This is a genomic window from Pseudochrobactrum sp. B5 (genome assembly GCF_001939785.1).
Classification (GTDB): domain Bacteria; phylum Pseudomonadota; class Alphaproteobacteria; order Rhizobiales; family Rhizobiaceae; genus Pseudochrobactrum; species Pseudochrobactrum saccharolyticum.
Window position 1 is genome coordinate 89,048 of sequence record NZ_MOYL01000005.1, and the last position, 18,493, is coordinate 107,540.

General features: G+C 52.4%; 16 protein-coding genes and 1 riboswitch. Of the genes, 9 read left to right on the forward strand and 7 right to left on the reverse strand.

Translation table 11 applies throughout. The features are described 5' to 3' along the window. Positions 1-8 precede the first annotated feature (8 nt). From BKD14_RS14645 to BKD14_RS14675, 7 genes are all read left to right on the forward strand, one after another. Positions 9-1,859: an ABC transporter ATP-binding protein gene (locus BKD14_RS14645; RefSeq protein ID WP_245293656.1), complete on the forward strand. Its 1,851-nt coding sequence runs from the start codon at positions 9-11 to the stop codon at positions 1,857-1,859. Between the two features lie 44 nt (positions 1,860-1,903). Beyond that, entirely contained in the window at positions 1,904-3,436 is a 1,533-nt protein-coding gene (locus BKD14_RS14650; RefSeq protein WP_075657003.1) for an ABC transporter substrate-binding protein, read from the forward strand. Between the two features lie 70 nt (positions 3,437-3,506). After that, positions 3,507-4,430 (forward strand): ABC transporter permease, encoded by a 924-nt coding sequence (locus tag BKD14_RS14655; protein ID WP_075657004.1) that lies wholly within the window; start codon positions 3,507-3,509, stop codon positions 4,428-4,430. Positions 4,431-4,433: 3 nt separating this feature from the next. Beyond that, positions 4,434-5,291, forward strand: coding sequence for an ABC transporter permease (locus BKD14_RS14660; protein WP_022712554.1), 858 nt, complete (start codon positions 4,434-4,436; stop codon positions 5,289-5,291). Continuing rightward, positions 5,288-7,033, forward strand: coding sequence for a M14 family metallopeptidase (locus BKD14_RS14665; RefSeq protein ID WP_075657005.1), 1,746 nt, complete (start codon positions 5,288-5,290; stop codon positions 7,031-7,033). The genes BKD14_RS14660 and BKD14_RS14665 overlap by 4 nt, the downstream gene beginning before the upstream one ends. A gap of 279 nt (positions 7,034-7,312) precedes the next feature. Beyond that, positions 7,313-8,548, forward strand: a complete 1,236-nt coding sequence (fmdA, locus tag BKD14_RS14670) for a formamidase (RefSeq protein ID WP_075657006.1) — start codon at positions 7,313-7,315, stop codon at positions 8,546-8,548. An 8-nt stretch (positions 8,549-8,556) separates the two neighbouring features. Beyond that, positions 8,557-8,892, forward strand: a complete 336-nt coding sequence (locus tag BKD14_RS14675; protein ID WP_022712551.1) for a zinc ribbon domain-containing protein — start codon at positions 8,557-8,559, stop codon at positions 8,890-8,892. Positions 8,893-8,928: 36 nt separating this feature from the next. Here BKD14_RS14675 and BKD14_RS14680 read toward each other — a convergent pair whose 3' ends face one another. The 4 genes from BKD14_RS14680 to BKD14_RS14695 all read right to left on the reverse strand — a co-directional run bounded on the left by BKD14_RS14680 (position 8,929) and on the right by BKD14_RS14695 (position 12,711). Beyond that, positions 8,929-9,372, reverse strand: a complete 444-nt coding sequence (locus tag BKD14_RS14680) for an Lrp/AsnC family transcriptional regulator (RefSeq protein ID WP_022712550.1) — start codon at positions 9,370-9,372, stop codon at positions 8,929-8,931. 17 nt (positions 9,373-9,389) lie between these two features. Beyond that, entirely contained in the window at positions 9,390-10,706 is a 1,317-nt protein-coding gene (locus BKD14_RS14685) for an FAD-binding oxidoreductase (protein ID WP_075657007.1), read from the reverse strand. 103 nt (positions 10,707-10,809) lie between these two features. Next, on the reverse strand, positions 10,810-11,637 hold the full coding sequence (locus BKD14_RS14690) for a transporter substrate-binding domain-containing protein (protein WP_022712548.1): 828 nt from the start codon (positions 11,635-11,637) through the stop codon (positions 10,810-10,812). A 108-nt stretch (positions 11,638-11,745) separates the two neighbouring features. Further along, positions 11,746-12,711: an amino acid ABC transporter permease gene (locus BKD14_RS14695; RefSeq protein ID WP_075657008.1), complete on the reverse strand. Its 966-nt coding sequence runs from the start codon at positions 12,709-12,711 to the stop codon at positions 11,746-11,748. 375 nt (positions 12,712-13,086) lie between these two features. Next, a riboswitch (FMN riboswitch) is annotated at positions 13,087-13,396 on the forward strand. Between the two features lie 106 nt (positions 13,397-13,502). Between BKD14_RS14695 and BKD14_RS14700 the strand changes: the two genes are divergently transcribed. Then, positions 13,503-14,429: a DMT family transporter gene (locus tag BKD14_RS14700; RefSeq protein ID WP_255618271.1), complete on the forward strand. Its 927-nt coding sequence runs from the start codon at positions 13,503-13,505 to the stop codon at positions 14,427-14,429. 50 nt (positions 14,430-14,479) lie between these two features. Here BKD14_RS14700 and BKD14_RS14705 read toward each other — a convergent pair whose 3' ends face one another. The 3 genes from BKD14_RS14705 to BKD14_RS14715 form a co-directional block, all read right to left on the reverse strand. After that, a complete protein-coding gene (locus tag BKD14_RS14705; RefSeq protein WP_075657009.1) occupies positions 14,480-16,057 on the reverse strand; it encodes a DHA2 family efflux MFS transporter permease subunit in 1,578 nt (525 codons plus the stop codon). A 12-nt stretch (positions 16,058-16,069) separates the two neighbouring features. Further along, positions 16,070-17,338 carry an HlyD family secretion protein gene (locus BKD14_RS14710; RefSeq protein WP_245293657.1) on the reverse strand — a complete coding sequence of 423 codons (1,269 nt, stop codon included), beginning with the start codon at positions 17,336-17,338 and terminating at the stop codon, positions 16,070-16,072. 110 nt (positions 17,339-17,448) lie between these two features. Next, positions 17,449-17,709, reverse strand: a complete 261-nt coding sequence (locus BKD14_RS14715) for a hypothetical protein (protein ID WP_075657010.1) — start codon at positions 17,707-17,709, stop codon at positions 17,449-17,451. On the opposite strand from BKD14_RS14715, the gene BKD14_RS14720 reads away from it, so the two are divergent. Continuing rightward, positions 17,708-18,373 carry a TetR/AcrR family transcriptional regulator gene (locus BKD14_RS14720; RefSeq protein ID WP_075657011.1) on the forward strand — a complete coding sequence of 222 codons (666 nt, stop codon included), beginning with the start codon at positions 17,708-17,710 and terminating at the stop codon, positions 18,371-18,373. The genes BKD14_RS14715 and BKD14_RS14720 overlap by 2 nt on opposite strands. Positions 18,374-18,493: the final 120 nt, after the last annotated feature.

Consider the following 18,493-nt stretch of genomic DNA (forward strand, 5'->3'; position numbering starts at 1 on the left):
TGACCGGAGTGAACGACGCACAGCTTCGCCAAACAGCTGAAACCCAGCCACTGCTGGAAGTCAAAGATCTCTCGGTAGAGTTCGGCACCGCCCGCGTGGTGGACGGATTGAGCTTTTCCGTTCGTTCCGGCCGCACAACGGCGATTGTCGGCGAGTCCGGTTCCGGTAAATCCATTACCTCTTTGTCGGTGATGCGTCTGGCAGATATGCTCGGTGCAAAATTCCCTGAGGGCAAAATCCTGTTTACCGGCTCACAGGGACAGATGAACCTGCTCGAAGCCGAACAGAAAACCATGCGCGGTATTCGCGGCAAAGAAATTGCCATGATCTTTCAGGAGCCGATGACCTCGCTCAACCCGGTTTTCACCATTGGTGACCAGATTGCCGAAGTGCTGATGCTTCATGAAAAAATGAGCAAGAAAGCCGCCCTGAAAGAAGGCCAGCGTCTGCTGGAAATGGTACGCCTGCCGGATGCGCAGGGCATGCTCAGCCGCTTCCCGCATCAGCTTTCCGGTGGTATGCGCCAGCGCGTGATGATTGCAATGGCGCTTGCCTGCCGCCCGAAACTATTGATTGCCGATGAGCCGACCACCGCCCTCGATGTAACCATTCAGGCGCAGATTCTGCATATTATCCGCGATCTCCAGAAAGAACTGGAAATGGCTGTGATCTTCATCACCCATGATATGGGCGTTGTTGCGGAAATGGCGGATGATGTGGTGGTGATGTGGAAAGGTAAAAAGGTTGAGGAAGGCGCGGTCAGCGATATTTTCGCCAATCCGCAGCATCCTTATACCAAAGTGCTGCTGTCAGCCGTGCCGAAACTCGGCAGCATGGCCGGTGAAGATTTCCCGAAGCGCATGCCGGTCACAATTCTGGAAGATAATAAGCCGGTTCTGGTCGGTGAAACCCGCATTCAGGACACTGCCCGTCTGGATCAACCACCGCTGTTGTCGGTGCGTGATCTGTCTGTCCGCTTTAATATCAAGAAGAACCTGTTCGGCCGCACCACCCATGTGTGCAATGCAGTATCGCAGGTCAGTTTTGATATTCATCCGGGCGAAACACTGGCACTGGTTGGTGAATCCGGTTCCGGCAAGTCCACCATCGGCCGCACAATTCAGCAATTGCAGAACCCGCTTTCCGGCGACATGCGTTTTAACGGCAAAGCCTTCTCGGAAATGAGTTCGGCAGAGCGCTTCCGCATGCGTCAGGAAGTGCAGTATATTTTTCAGGATCCGTTTGCCTCGCTTGACCCGCGCAAAACCATCCGCTTCTCGATTGCCGAGCCGATCCGCACACACGGTCTCATCCTGGATGAAGCCGCGATCACCAAGCGTGTTGATGAATTGCTGGAACGGGTAGGCTTGAGTTCCGCCGTTGCCGGACGTTATCCGCACGAATTTTCCGGCGGTCAGCGCCAGCGTGTTTGTATCGCCCGCGCGCTTGCTTCCAATCCGAAGCTGATTATCGCCGATGAGGCATTGTCCGCACTCGATGTGTCCATTCAGGCGCAGATCATCAATCTGTTTATGGACCTGCAGAAAGAGCACGGCCTCGCTTATCTCTTCATCAGCCATGACATGGCTGTGGTGGAGAAGATGAGCCACCGCGTGGCCGTGCTTTATCTCGGTCAGATCATGGAATTAGGCTCGCGCCGTCAGGTGTTTGAAACACCGTCCCATGATTATACCCGCCGCCTGCTCTCTGCCGTTCCTGTCGCCGATCCGCTGGCGCGCACCAACCGCGCAATGCTGGAAGGCGAAATTCCGAGCACGACACGCCGGATCGAGGACAAACCGCAGATCTGGCAGCATGAGGAAATCGCCAAAGGGCATTTCATTGCCCGCAGTGCATAAAATCTAACATCTGTTTCATTGTTTACAAAAGGGGAGTCGAGATTATGAAGCTTAAAGCATTACTCACAGCGCTGACTGTCGGCACAGCATTGTCCGCTGTTGCTCTGTCATCCGCACCGGCATTCGCCGCCGGTAAAATGACTGTATCCTCGCCGCAGGATCCGGGCAGCTGGGATCCGATTGACACATTTCTGGTCAACTGGGCATCTGTTGCCACCAATATTTATGACGGTCTGGTCTATCGCGGCCCTGATCTGAAAATCGTACCGGCCCTCGCAACCTCATGGGAAGAGCTGGACGAAGGCAAGCGTATCCGCTTCAACCTGCGTGAGAATGTAAAATTCCACAATGGCGAGCCTTTCAATGCGGAAGCTGTCAAATTCACCTTTGAGCGTCTGCTCGGTGATGAAGGTGCCAAAGGCCCGCAGCGCTCTAACTATGTTGCGATTGAAAAAATCGAAGTCATCGACGACAAGACTGTCGATTTTCACCTGAAAGCGACCGATCCGGTTCTGATGACCAAGCTCGCCGGTTACGGCGCGATGATCGTGCCGCCAAAATATATTCAGGAAAAAGGCGATGATTTCTTCAACGCCAATCCTGTCGGCACCGGCCCGTTCAAAGTCACCAGCTACAAGCCAAAAGTCGGCATTCAGATGGAAGCTTTTGCTGACCATTGGGGCGGCGCACCAAAGCTTTCTGAACTTGAATACCGCTTCATCACCGAACCTTCGACAGCCGTTGCTGAATTGCAGGCAGGCCGCGTTGATCTGGTAATCCCGCCGACAATTCCTATCGGCATGATCCCGACCATTGAAGCTGATCCTAATCTGGCGATTGTCACCACTGCCGGTCCGACTGTTTATTCGCTGCGTTACAATACCCGCGACGGTATTACCGCTGATGAACGTGTGCGTAAGGCGCTGATCCTCGGTGTTGATCGCGACACCATCATCAAATCCATTCTCGGTGGTCAGGCTGAACCGATTGCCAGCCTTCAGGGTGCGCTTTCCTTCGGGTATGATGCCGAAATGAAGCCGCTGCCTTATGATCCGGAAGGCGCGAAGAAGCTTCTGGCAGAGGCCGGTGTTAAGCCGGGTGCAACCGTGCAGATCGACATTCGCGGTAATGATGCGACATTCAACGAAGTTGTGCAGGCTGTTTCCAGCTATCTGCAGATCATCGGCATCAATGCGACCATCAAGCCATATGAAACCAACGTATTGCTGAATGACATCATCCCGCAGGGTAAAACCGGCGCGATGTTCCAGCAGTCATGGGGCGGCTGGACATTCGATTACGATAACACCGCTTATTCCATGTATCACGCCGGTGAAAAGTGGAACCCGTATGACAATGATGCGAAAATGAATGAGCTGCTGGAATCCCAGCGCGCCATCACAGATCGTGCCAAGCGTGAAGAAATCCTCAAGGAAATCGCGAAATACGCCGCCGACCGCGCATTGGAAATGCCGCTTTACAATCTCAAAGCGATTTACGGCATCAACAAGCGCGTGAAAGATTTCGTACCGGCACCGGACAGCCGTCTGCGCCTCACCGAAGTCAGCGTTGACTAATAAACAGACTAAACCGCGCCGGTTCTTTCATCGGCGCGGTAATTCCTTGATCTTATAAAGGATAAGAATTTTGGCCGGATTTCTGATCAAACGAATTTTACAGGCGATCTTTGTCGTCATTGTCGTGACTTTGACCGTCGCTTTCGCAATCCGTATGACCGGTGATCCGGCGCTGATGCTCACCCAAGGTGCGGGCAGCGTAACCGAGGCCGATCTGGAGCGCATCCGTGAAGGTCTGGGTCTGAACCAGCCTTTCATCGTGCAATATATGAATTTCATCAAAGGCCTGTTCACGCTGGATTTCGGGCGCAGCTTCCTTGGCGGCACTCCGGTTTCCCTGCTGATTAAAGATGCCCTGCCTGCCACTTTGCTGCTGGCTTTTGCATCCATGGCCGTATCGATCATTATTTCGATCCCGCTCGGTATTAAAGCTGCGGTATCACGCGGCAAATGGGCAGATCAGCTGATCCGTATCCTGTCGCTTGTCGGCCTGTCCTTCCCGAACTTCTGGCTCGCAACCATGCTGGTGCTGCTGTTTGCCGTTGGCCTGCAATGGCTGCCGCCAAGCGGTATGGATGGGTTTGCCAGCTTCATCATGCCTGCGGTGACAATGGGGATTATCCTCACCGCTACCAATGTGCGTCTGGTGCGTACCTCCATGCTAGAGACCCTGCAGTCCCAGTATATTATGGTGGCACGCGCCAAGGGCCTGAGCGAAAACAAGGTGCTGTACAAACATGCACTGCGCAATTGCGCCATTCCGCTGATCACCTATTTCGGCCTGCAATTCGGCGGGCTGCTCGGCGGTATTGTGGTCGTTGAACGCGTGTTCAACTGGCCCGGCATGGGCACACTGGCTTTCGATGCGGTTTCCGGTCGTGACTATCCGGTTCTGCAGGCAAGTATCACCGTGCTGTCGCTTATGATTATCGGTGTCAATCTTCTGGTCGATATTGCCTATGGTCTTGTCGATCCGCGTATCCGGACGGAGTAGAAAATGGCCGCGAAAACTTCCTCTTCTCTGCTGTTCTCCCGCCTGTTCAGCCTTGAATTCATTCTCGGCGTCGGCCTCACAGCTATTATCTGTCTTGCCGTGCTGTTCTCCGGCCTGTTGTTTCCCGGCGGTGCGGACAAGATCGATCTGATGGCGCGTCTTACGCCGCCATTCACCAATATGTCCCATATTTTCGGCACCGATCCGCTCGGCCGCGATGTGCTGGCACGCGTAGTCACCGGCGGTAAAATCTCGCTGCTGGTCGGCTTCGTCTCCGTTGCCGGTGCCGTGGTTGTCGGCGTTATCATGGGTCTGATTGCCGGTTACTATCGCGGTTTCTGGGACATGGTGGTGATGCGTTTTGCCGATGTGCAGCTCGCACTGCCATTCATCCTGCTGGCCATTACCTTTATCGCCATTGTCGGCGGCGGTCTGATGAACACCATCATCCTGCTGATCGTATCCCAATGGGTACAATATGCCCGTCTGGTGCGCGGTTCGGTACTGGCGCTGCGTGAGCGTGAATTCATCCTCTCCGCCCGTGCAATCGGTGTCAAAGACTGGCGCATTATTTTCCAGCATCTGCTGCCGAACCTGCTTGGTCCGGTGATCGTGCTGATGACGCTGAATGTTGCCAATAATATTCTGCTGGAATCCAGCCTGACGTTCTTGGGGCTTGGTGTTGATCCGACCATTCCGAGCTGGGGCGGCATGTTGGCCGATGGCCGTACTTACTTGCAAACCGCATGGTGGGTCAGTGTTTTCCCGGGGTTAGCAATCTTGCTGACAGTTCTTGGCCTCAACCTTCTGGGTGACTGGCTACGCGACAGCCTTGATCCGACAGGGAGAACATCACGATGAGCATGATCTTTGAAAAAAGCTTTGAGCGCAGTCTCGATGCACTTGTTGCCCGCTTTTCCGATGCGTCAATGAAAGGCGCAACGGTTGAGGCATGGCTGTTCGATGATCTGCAAAGCCGCAAAGCTGCGGAAGCAAAATTGCAGGCACTTGGTGTTAAAGCCAAGCTGCATAGTGCCTATAAGCCGCTGGTGCATTGCTTTCTTGAAGATGTGAACTGCAGCAATCTCAAGCACATCAGCATTGCCTATCCTGCCCATGAAGCTTGTGCAGCCAATCGCTTTTTGCTGGAAACCTATCCGCTGAGCAAACTTGTTGGCGATGCAGAGGTGGATTTCAAGCCATCAGGCAAACAGGATTTCACCTATCAGGTGACCCTGACAGATAAAAACGGCACCGTTACGCAACACGAGGTTTTCGCACCAAACCGCACCCATCAGGATGCGGTTGGCGAAACCTTATTGTCGCCGACCGGCTGGTTGAAAGTCACCCATCAAGGCACGACCAAATCCGAGCGATTTGAGACAGATTTTGAACAGCTGTTCCATGCCGGTATTGCAGCAGTAGCTAATCATGCATGGGGCGATACAGAGCCTTATTTTGAAGAGCTGAATATTGCCGTCTCGCTACCAGTTAAAGATCAGAAGCTAACTCACGCGGAAGAAGCAATCAGCCTGACAGAAGCGCTGCACGAAGATTTCTACTTTGCATTGTTGGAAGTGTTCCAGAAAAAATCCGGCCGCCCGCTCGGTGACCGTGGTTTGCAGCCGGGGCAGATTGTGCCGGAAATCACTTACGCAGATGCAGCGCCTTCTATCTGCATCTCTGTCCGCGCTTTATCGACCCAAAACAGCACCGGCGAAAGCCAAACGCTTGCCACCGCACAGGCACCACTCTTTGCAGCACAGATCGCACAGGAGCTGGAACTTATTGGTGGTGAGGCTTTTGAGGCCAAATCCCGTTCCGGCCGCAGCGTTCTTGGCCGCTATATCAAAGGCACTGATGAGCCGATGATTATCAGCGGCGGTCAGCATGCCAATGAAACCACCGGTGTGGTCGGTGCATTGCGTGCAGCTCATGAGCTGAAATCCCGTAAAGGCGCGCATTTCACCATCTCCCCGCAGGAAAATCCTGACGGCTATGAGCTGCACCGCCGTCTCTGCGCTGATAATCCGAAACATATGCACCATGCGGCGCGTTACACCGCTATGGGCGATGATCTGGAATATCGGAGCGGCGAGAAGCTCTGGGAAAAAGCCATCCGCACACAGGCTGAAGCGCTGACCGGTGCCAAGCTTCACGTGAATCTGCACGGCTATCCGTCTCATGAGTGGACACGCCCGCTCTCCGGCTATATTCCGCGCGGTTTTGGCATGTGGACATTGCCGAAAGGCTTTTTCCTCATCGTCCGCCATCACTCTGACTGGGCACAGCAGTCCGAAGAGCTGGTTGATCATGTCACCCGTCATCTCTCGGCTATTGACGGTCTGGTGGATTACAACAATGCGCAGATCGCCTTGTTTGAAAAACATGCGGGCGAAACCGGCTTCCGCATCATCAACGGCTTCCCTTGTCTGATCGGCGTTGATGACCGTCATACGGTACCGCTGACGCTGATCACCGAATATCCGGACGAAACCATTTACGGCGAAGATTTCATTCGCGGCCATACGGCGCAAATGGAGACGGTGCTCTCAGCCTATGAGGCACTGCAAAAATTATCCGCCAAATGGTACATTGCATGAATAAAAATCCCGCCACTTCAACAAAAGCGGCGGGATTTTTTAATTTATTATACCAACAGGTAAAAATGCCTCATGGCACCCCGCTTTACTTCACCCTGCTGACAAAATAGGCTTTCCTTGCTTCTGATATTTCAGCATCGGCCATCAAACCAATATCTGAATAAAACCAGAGACATATAAATAATAATCCGGCCTTTTGCTTTCCTGATCAGATGCACAAGACAATCGCAGTTCCGGCTCAAAACAGTCCGGAAATGGTGTGTGTAAAGAGGAGAGACCATGCCTGAGACTCTGATTTCCGTTGATCTTTCACAGTCCGCTTATGACAATGAGAACCTGCATAACCGCTGGCATCCGGATATTCCGATCAATGTCTGGGTTGATCCCGGTGATGACTTTCTTGTCGAGACTGTCGACTGGACCGGCGGTGCGATCAAGAACAATGATTCCGCTGAAGATATCCGCGATGTCGATCTGACAACGGTGCACTTTCTCTCCGGCCCTATCGGTATCAAAGGTGCCAAACCCGGCGATCTTCTCGTGGTCGATATTCTCGATGCCGGAACACTCAAGGGTCATGAATGGGGCTTTAACGGCTTCTTCTCCAAGACCAATGGCGGCGGCTTTCTGACCGACCATTTCCCGAGCGCCCAGAAATCCATCTGGCATTATGAGGGCATGTTTACCCGCTCCCGTCACGTTCCGGGTGTCAGCTTTGCCGGTATGATCCATCCGGGTCTGATCGGTACGCTGCCTGACCGTAAAATGCTGGAAATGTGGAACACCCGTGAGCTTGGTCTGATCGCTCAGGAACCAAACCGCGTTCCGCCACTGGCCAATCCACCGCACGCCCGCACCGCACATCTCGGTTCGATCAAGAAGGGTGAAACCTTCGACAAGATCGCAGCGGAAGGCGCACGCACTGTTCCGCCACGCGAACATGGCGGCAATTGCGATATTAAAGACCTGTCGCGCGGTTCGAAAATCTATTTCCCTGTCTATGTTGACGGTGCCGGTCTCTCTATGGGCGACCTCCACTTCAGTCAGGGCGACGGCGAAATCACCTTCTGCGGTGCCATCGAAATGGCAGGCGGTTGGCTGCATATCAAAGTCGATCTGATCAAAGACGGTATGGCAAAATACGGCATTCGTAATCCGGTCTTCAAACCATCGCCGATGGTGCCGAATTATAAAGACTATCTGATCTTTCAGGGTATTTCTGTCGATGAACAGGGTCATCAGCATTATCTCGATGCCAATGTCGCCTATCGTCAAGCTTGCCTCAATGCCATCGAATATCTGAAGAAATTTGGCTATTCCGGTGCGCAGGCCTATTCGATTCTAGGGTCGGCTCCGGTGCAGGGACATTTCTCCGGCGTGGTGGATATTCCGAACTCCTGTGCAACTTTGTGGCTGCCAACCGAAATCTTCGATTTCGATATCAGCCCGTCGGCAGCAGGACCGAAGAAGTTCCTCGACGGCTCCATTGATATGCCGATTGCCTATGATCTTTGAGGTGAAACATGCCGGTTTATGAATATGCCTGCGAAGAATGCGGGCCATTCACAGCTCTGCGTCCGATGTCGGAATATGATCAGCCCTGCGCCTGTCCGGACTGTGAGACGTCTGCCAAACGCGTCATGCTGACAGCGCCCAATCTTGCATCAATGAATGCAAATAAGCGCACTGCAATGGCGGTGAATGAACGCAGTTCTCATGAACCGATCAGCTCAAAGTCATTAGGACACGGGCCGAATTGCGGCTGCTGCGGATCAAAATCCAAAAAATCCAAGGCAAAAGTCTCGGCAAACGGCGCGAAGAGTTTTCCTTCCGCCCGTCCGTGGATGATCAGTCATTAAATCTGCAAATAAAAAAGGCGGGTCTTCCCGCCTTTTTTACAAATTAACACCGCGATTGAATTTTGTTTCCATCACAATATTCGATGTAGTGCGGACAATACCCATCATTTCATTGATCTTGTTGATCTCGGCATTGAGCTTTTCCAGCGTATCCGTGCAGATGTGAATAATCAGATCCCAGTCACCGGAAATCGAATGTACAGCCTGTACCGCTGTCAGTGTTTTCAGCTGTTTGATAACATCAGGAAAATTCTTGTTGTTCAGCGCAGCAAAGGTAAAGCACTGGATCGGTGAGCGGTTCACATTCGAACCGAGGCGCACCGAATAACCGTCAATAATCCCGTTGGTTTCCAGCCGCTGGATACGCTCCTGCAAAGCCGTGCGGGATACGCCAAGCTGGCGCGCCAGAGACGCCACAGATTCACGGGCGTTTTTCTGCATCAACGCCAGTAACTGCTTATCCTTATCGGTCATTTGCATAGTCGTCATTCCGTGTCTTAACGATGCGCGCCCTTATAGCGGCCTTCCTGAAAGTAATCCATCAGGCGCAGATAATAGTAGACGCTTTCAGCGGCCAGCGGGCCGAAAATACCGCCATTCCATGTCAGACCATAAGGTTTGAACAGACGGATACGGTCGCTTTCGCCACTCACAGCTTCAGCCACAACACGTCCGCCGATAGCGGTTGTATTCATACCGTGACCGCCGAAAGAGCTGCATGCCCACACACCGCCTTCAACTTTGGCAATGTGAGGCATTTTATGGCGCGAATAGCCCATCAGACCCGACCATGCCTTTTCGATTTTCACATCTTTCAGACCGGCAAACACATCGCACATATCCTTGCGCAGAATTGCCGCGAGACGTGTCTCATCCTGCTCATTCTTGGTGGTAATACGCCCGCCCCAGAGAATGCGGTCCCCTTCCACCACACGATAATAATCGGATGAGCGACGGTCATCACCGACCGCATCAGTGGTGCGGATGAAATCCTGTAAACGACTGCCCAGCTTTTCAGTCAGTACAACATAAGTGGCGATCGGCAGGAATGAACGGCGCAGCTTGCCGAACTGGGAACCGCCATAACCACCACAGCACAACACCACATCATCGCATTGCACAGAACCCTGTGCGGTTTTCACCGTATAACGTCCTGTAGCACCGGCCTGTGGGTTACGCGTGAAAGACTGCATCGCACTGTCTTCAAAAATCCGGCCGCCTTTGGCGCGGATCAGATCAGCCAGCCCCAGTGCATAATTCAGCGGATGAAAATGGAAGCCGGTACTGTCACGCAGTGCCTGTTTATAGATCGGCGTATTCAGCTTCTGACGAACGGCAGCAGTGTCCAGATACTCATATTCATAATTGAAATGCTGCGCCATACGATCACGATATCGCTGCATCTGGTCCGCAGCCTCATAGCGCACAACGCTGAGCTTGCCTTTGACAATATTGCAATCGGGCAGATTATTCTGCTCAATATTCTCACGGACAATTTCCACGCCTTCAACCGACATGGCAAACAGCTTTTTTGCATCCTCAAAGCCGCTGCGTTTTTCAATCGCGCCCAAGCCTTCAGCCCAGCCGTTCAGACAGAAGCCGCCATTGCGCCCCGACGCACCCCAGCTCACTTTATTCGCTTCAATCACGATCACGGATTTATTGCGTTTCAGCAATTCCCATGCGGTTGTCAGACCGGCAAGTCCGCCGCCGACAATACAAACATCGGCCTGCAAATTTTGCTGCAAGCTTTCATAGGCAGAAGATGAAGCAACGCGTGTGGCGCTGTAATAGGTAGCCGGATATGAACTCATAATGATACTGCTTCTTACAGAAAATGCGTTTCAGTTTGTAAAAGACAATACCGGTTTCTGACTACGGGGGAAGTCCAGAAACCGGCATGCATAAACAGACTGATTATTTAAGCTTGGTATAATCCACGCCGTACCATTTTACGGACAAATCAGACATTGTGCCGTCTGTTTTCAGCTGTTCAAAGATCTCTTTAACCTTAGCTGAGAACTCAGGATCACCCTTGTCAACGGCAACAGCCAGCGGCTCGTAGAATGCCGGCTCATCTGCCAGTGCGCGGATCGGATAACCGCGCTTCACCGCATTTTCCACGGTTGGCATAGCGGAGACTGTCGCATCAAGACGGGTGCCGTCACCAAGACGCAGATCATCCAGCGGACCTACGCTGTCGCCATAGGTTTTAATATCACCAGGCTTCACGTCATATTTGAATTCAGGTACACCAACGGCATCAATCTTCAGGCTGCCATTGATATAATCTTCGGTGGTTGTGCCACCTTCAACACCAATGGTCTTGCCGTTCAGATCTGCACGCTTTTCAGCCTTGGAATCCTTATGCACGGTGAAAACATAGGGCGTGTAATAATAAACAATCGGGAAATCGAGCACGCGGGCGCGGCCTGATGTCGGGGTCATGGAACCTACAGAAATATCCCAGCGGCCATTCCAGTGACCGGCAGTAATAATGCCCCATTCAGGTGTCACAAAACGGGCAGTCGCACCCAGACGTTTGGCAACTTCGGTTGCAACGTCAATGTCAAAACCCACCAGCTTGTCGTCTTTCATGAAAGACTGCGGTGGCCAGTTCGCGGCAGTTGCCACAACCAGTTCTTTTTTGCTGGTCACGCGATCCAGCGTTTCACCGGCAAAAGCAGGCAGGCTGACAGTCAGTGCCAGTGCTGCAACGGCGGCGGATAAAATTGCATTCTTCATATGGTTTCCTCCCCAGAGCATAGCGCTAATCAAATGACCTCACCGGAATAAACGCTATGCGAACAACAATAGATAGTTGTGGTCAGAACGGCTGACCGCCCGTATTCATCAGCGCTCCTGACGCTTCATGCGGTTTTCCAGCACGGCCTGACAGCGTTCGAGAATGATCGACAAAATCCAGTACAGCAGTGCAGCAGTGATCAGCATTTCCAGATGGCGGAATTCTTCACGACCCTGCGTACGGGCAAGGAACATCAGCTCCCAGACACCAATCACCGAGACAAGTGATGAGTCTTTCAGCATCGCAATGAACTGGTTTCCTGTCGGCGGGATGATCAGTTTCATCGCCTGCGGCATGATTACTTTGCGCATAGTGGTGAACGGACGCAGACCAAGGGCACGGGCAGCTTCCCACTGACCACGCGGAATGGACATGATCCCGCCGCGAAAAATCTCGGTCATATAAGCGCCGTAGCAGAGCGACAGGGCAAGCACACCGGCGGGGACCGCATCAATGACATAGCCAAGCTGCGGAATACCCAGATAAATCAGATAGATCTGGATCAGCAGCGGCACGCCGCGGAAAAATGAAGTGTAAAATGAGGCGATAGCAACGGCAAAACCGTTCTGCGAAAGTTTGGCAACCGCACCGACAATCGCCAGTACAAAAGCAATCGCAATGGAAATCGCCGAGATATAAACGGTGGTGAATACACCCTGCGTAATCAGGAATGGCAGCTTCGACAGGATGAAAGTGTAAGACAGATCAAAACTGTAGAAGAAATACAGAGCAACAGAGAGCAATGCCAGCCAGACAACAATCGTCTGTATCTGCATCGGCAACTTACCGACAAGATTGATAATCAGCGTCAGAACCAGCGAAGTGACGGCTGCAACCGCAATTATGCCGCCCGATGTCTGCAATAATCCGGCCAAGCCCGTAGCGGCAGCATCGGCTGCGCCTGTCAGATGCCAGTTCTTCCAGACCATAAAAATGAAGGTAACAAGGGCGAATGCGCCCAAAAACCACGGTTTTTGCGTGATTTTATTTTTTTGTACTTTATCGTAATACATGCTGCTCTGCTCCCTGCCTCTATGTCTCCGTCAAAAAAGCGCAGGCTTCCACCCGAACATTTGCCGGAAATGACACAAAAGGCAGTCAAAATCACTGAAATAACAGTTATAATGCGATTCAAAGCAGCAGATTTAACTGCATAAGCGCATGATGAAGTCTTTAAAAGTGATTTCGCAGGTCATAAAAGACTGAAACACGGGTCAATGACCGTCATTTTCACATTATTTTTCGCCGCACATATCGCACGATATTAAACAGTGTTTTCAGGACACAGCGTTGCCGGTTATGCGACTTGATTTATCCCTGCCCGCACCATAAATTCGGCTCATGCAGCAAGAACCGGAACTGTCCGGCGCTTTGCTCATAATAATTTTAATCGTTCTCAGGGCGGGGTGTAATTCCCCACCGGCGGTAACAGGCGGAAGCCTGAAGCCCGCGAGCGCTTAATCGAATGATGCCAGCATGATCTATATCATCATCTTGCAGGCTCAGATTTTGGTTATGGCGTGCTGAAAATGGTGTTTTTCGAGAACCGGAGCGGAGTGTACTTTGAGTATATGAGCACCGGAAAGCGTAGAAAAACGACATTTGCAAGCCGTCAGAGACTAAATATGTCGGTTAAGGTCAGCAGATTCGGTGTGAATCCGAAGCCGACGGTCATAGTCCGGATGAGAGAGAGCGGGGCTGAAATGGCATCATGCGCGGTCACTTTTGCCGCCATTGTGTAATTTTCTTCCCGTAGCATTTCCCAATCCCTGGGGTAACGGCTTACGAGACAGGAAGAAAAACGTTGAGCCCAATTGCCTCTGTTCAAACATTAAAACCAACCGTCCGCGGTGCAGCACTCATGCTGGCAGCAGGAGCGGCTTATGCGGGCGTCAATGTCGCCACCCAATGGGCGGGCACACGCACGGGTATCCCTTCGGTTATTATTGCTTTCTGGCAATATGTCATCGCCCTTGTACTGACCTTACCGCTGCTGATCCGCGAAGGCGCACAAGCACTGCGTACCAATCATCTCGGGCTGCATATTATTCGCGTGGCGCTGGCTGCCGCCGGTGTGCAGGTGTGGATTTTCGCCCTCACCCATGTGCCGATCTGGCAGGTGATTGCGCTGTCCATGACCTCACCGTTTTTTGTTATTCTCTGTGCCAGATTGTTTCTGCGCGAGGCGGTAACACAGACACGTCTGCTCACAACTCTCGCAGGTTTCATCGGCGCATTGATTATCATTGCTCCGTGGTCTGACACTTATACAGTCTATTCCCTGCTGCCAATTCTCGCGGCGGCACTGTGGGCAGGCTATTCGGTGATGACCAAATATCTGACCCGTTTTGAAACAACAGCCAGTATCTCCATGTATATGCTGATCCTGCTCACACCGATTAACGCGGCACTCTGGGCTGCATCAGGTGTCGGTTTTCCGGAAATTGCATCGCCATCTATGGAAATCTGGTCAATCCTGCTCACCATCGGTGTACTGACTGCCATGGCGCAATATTTCCAGATCGCCGCCTATTCCGTGGCTGATGCTGTCTATCTGCAGCCTTTTGACGATCTGAAACTACCGCTGAATGTTATTCTCGGCTGGATCGTTTTTGCGGCCACCCCAAGCATCAATTTCTGGCCGGGTGCCCTGCTGATTGTCGGCGCATCGCTCTATCTGATGCGGCAGGACAGCGGGCGATCATCACCGAAAATACAAGCGGCAGAATAAACAAAAAACGGCGGGAAATCCCGCCGTTTTTTATTTGAACTGATATGCCCTTAATGGCCTGCCGCGTCTTTCGACACATCACCGGGCTTCTTCATCATCGTGGCAAAAAACGCCAGTGAGACAAACAACACGGTCAGGATCATAAACACGTCGATGAAAGACATCAGCGTTGCCTGCTGGCGCACCATGCCGGAGAGTTTCATCAATGCAATATTGGCACCATCCATACCCGCCGCATTAAATTTAGCAGTCAGATTGGCCAGCATTTCCTGTGCTTCGCGGTTGCCCCAGTTCAGATGTTCCGACAATTGCGCATAATGCAGATCACCGCGCCGCATCAGCATCGTATTAATCACCGCCAGACCAATCGCACCACCCAGATTACGCATCAGATTAAACAGGCCAGAGGCGTTTTTAATATGGGATGGATGCAATGTACCAAGCGCCAGATTGTTGATCGGCACCATACACAGCATCATTGAACAGCCTCGCAGAATTTGCGGTAGCAATAGTTCATAGAAGTCCCAGTCCGCTGTCAGCCCTGTCATCAGATAGGTACCGGCGGCAAAGCCGATAAAGCCGATCATCATCATCAGACGCGGATCCATTCGCGTTGAGAGAAAACCTGCCAGTGGCGCTGTCATAAACATCGCCAGACCACTGACAAACAGAGCCTCACCGATCATCAGCGCATCATAACCGCGGATACTGCCGAGATAGAGCGGATAAAGATAGGTCAGCCCGTAAAGCCCTACCCCCATGATGAATGAGAAGCTGGAGCCAAGTGCAAAATTCATATTCCTGAAGGCCGAGAGATCAACAATCGGCTCTTCCGCAGTAAATGCCCTGTAAAAGAACATCAGCGCACCGGCCACGAGCACAATGGTCATAATCACAATATGGCTGTCCTGAAACCAGTCATTGCGCGGCCCTTCTTCCAGCACATATTCCAGTGAGCCGAGAAATGCCGCCATACCAGCCAGTCCCCACCAGTCGAATTTAGCCAGCAGGGATTTATCACCCTTGTCAAAGTCGATCAGGTTCCATGCAGCAATTGCCACCAGAATTCCGGGCCCGACATTGACCAGAAACAGCCAGTGCCATGAAAATGCGTGCGAAAGATAACCGCCGATTGTCGGCCCTACAGTCGGCGCCAGTGTTGCCACCAGCCCGACAATCGGCGAGACGATGGAACGCTTGGACGGCGGGAAAATTGTGAAAGCCGCCGCAAACACACTCGGGATCATACCGCCGCCGATGAACCCCTGAATGGCGCGGTAGACGATCATCTGTTCGATATTGGTCGCAGTCGCACAGAGCACGCTGGCAGCGGTAAAACCCGCCGCCGAAACAGTGAACAGCACTCGGGTAGACAGCAGACGGCCAAGGAAGCCGGAAAGCGGGATCATCACCACTTCGGCAATCAGATAGGAGGTCTGCACCCATGAAATCTCGTCGGAACTGGCACCCAGTCCCGCCTGAATTTCAGCCAGCGAGGCCGACACAATCTGGATGTCCAGAATGGCCATAAACATACCGAAGACCATGGCCAGAAAGGCAAAGGCTTTTTTCGGATCAATTTTTTCTTCAGCGGCAGGCACTGCCTGCATGGTGGTTGATACAGCCATGGCTGAATACTTTTATTGTGCAGCCGGAGTGTTTTGCGGTGCTGTGCGGGTATCCACATCCACAACAACACTCAGACCTGCGCGTAGTTTACCGGTCGCCAGAGCCGCTTCAGGGATGGCAATACGCACCGGCACACGCTGCACAACCTTGGTGAAGTTGCCTGTGGAATTTTCCGGCGGCAGCAGGGAGAACACAGAGCCGGAAGCCGGTGACAGCGATGCGACTTTGCCTTCAAATGTCTCGCCTCCCAGCGCATCAACGGTGAAATGCACTGTCTCGCCGCCATGCAGATTTTTCAGCTGGGTTTCTTTAAAATTCGCATCAATATAGAGCGCATTCACCGGTACCAGCGCGGCAATACGCTGCCCTGCACTGACCAGATCACCTTTTTTACCGGTCAGATTGCCGACAACACCATCAAAAGGCGCACGCAATGTAGTGAAGGACAGATCGCGCTGCGCCTTGTCGCGTGCCAGTTCAAGACTGCGGGTCTGGCTTTCGGCTTCCTGATATTGTGCTTTCAAAACACCGATATTGGCCTGAGCCGCTGCAATCTGCGCCTGTGCATTGGCATCCGCCGCCTGTGCCTGCGCCAGAGCCGTGGTTGCGCGGTCAAGCTCCGACTGCGAGACAAAACGTGTATCATGCAGCTTGGTGATCCGCTCCATGGTTGCCTGCGCATTGGTCAGACCGGCAGCGGAAGATTGCTGAGAGGCACGCGCCTGTGTGAGACTGGCTTCTGCCGCAACAGTCTGTGCTTCAATCCGTGCCAGCGTTTTCTGCTGGCTGGCCAATGCCGCGATTTTCTCATTCAACGCAATCTGGTAATCACCCTGATCGAGCTGGAAAATAGCATCACCGGCTTTAACATGGCTGTTGGCACTCACCAGCACATCATCAATATAGCCGGTCACTTTCGGCGACATTGCCATAATATCCCCGTGAATATAGGCATCATCGGTCGAGACCATAAAGCGGCCTGTCGTCCACCAGTCATAGCCATACCATGCGCCACCGGCCAATGCCGCGAGCAGCAGAACACTCAGGATTTTACGCTTGCGCGATGGTTTACCCGATGCAGGCTTTGATGTTTCCGGCGCTGCTGTCTGTTCGCTGAAGGGCTGGGACTGCTCGGCGCGCAGCGGATCATCCGGCATTCTGTTGTCATCATTCTGCGCCGCTCGCTTGAAATCAACCGGAGCAACACTCTGGGTGTTGTCCTGATCGGACGAGGAATGATTCGACTGAACTGGTTTCGCAACGGGCTTGAGAGCGGACATAGCGGGGGCAACTTTCTGAGTAAAACAGGCCGTACTGCCAATAAACTTTATTGAATTTAGAGCATTTCCATTTTTGACTGGGTCAGAGGAAATGCTCTATCTATTTGTTTTTACGCATTTCCTGACGCAAAACCGTTATCCACTTTTGCTGGAATGCTTATTATTCCGGTAAGAAGAATTTCAAAAAGAACCGAAACCGGACTGAGAAATATCCCTGCATCTGTCTTCGTGACAGGCGCCGCATAACTCTTCAAACCGATCGGTTCGATGTTGACATAAAGCAAGAGAGACGGCATATCAATTGAAATCGCACTGATCGGTTCGAATTGATGATTTTTATCGTCGGCACATAAGCGGAAACACACAGACATGACAGACACCAAACAGGGACAGAATGGCCGTCACGGCGCCGGACAAGATCCGGCAAAGCGTCAGAAAATTCTGGACGGTGCGCAAAATGTGTTTCTGCGCATGGGGTTTGATGCTGCGAGTATGAATGACATCACCCGTGAAGCCGGTGTGTCCAAAAGCACGATCTATGTTTATTTCGAGAGCAAAGACGAATTATTTGAAACGCTTTGCGAGCAACATCGCAGCGTTTTATTTTCGCAGATCGGTGCAATTAACGGCAACGCCCTGTCCAGCAAAGAGAGCCTGATTGCCTATGGTGTGGCGCTCGTGACGCTTGTCACATCGGATATGGTTATCAGCGCCCAGCGCACTATTCTCGGTGTTACAGAGCGGAAACCGGAAATGGGTGTGCGCTTCTATGAGCGCGGCCCGCGGCGCGGCTTGATGGTGCTGAAGGCCTATATTGAAAAGCTGGCCGAGCAAGACATTATCCGTGTGCCGGATGTACAGCATGCCGCCTATCAGCTGGCAGAACTGTTTCTCGCAGGCATATATCGCCAGCGGCTGTTCGCTTATATGGAAGAAGCACCGACAGCAGAGCAAATCCGCTATAATGTGGAATCCGCTGTGAATATGTTCTTCGCGGCCTATGGCACACAACCGGACGCACCCGAAGCCCGATAACTTCGCCCCCTCCTCTAAACATCACAATGCCATAACTGTAATTGTGATTGCAGCAATGCAGATTTGCGCTACTCTGCCTCAAACAACAGTTTACGTTCAGGTCAATTAGAGCGCCGTGTG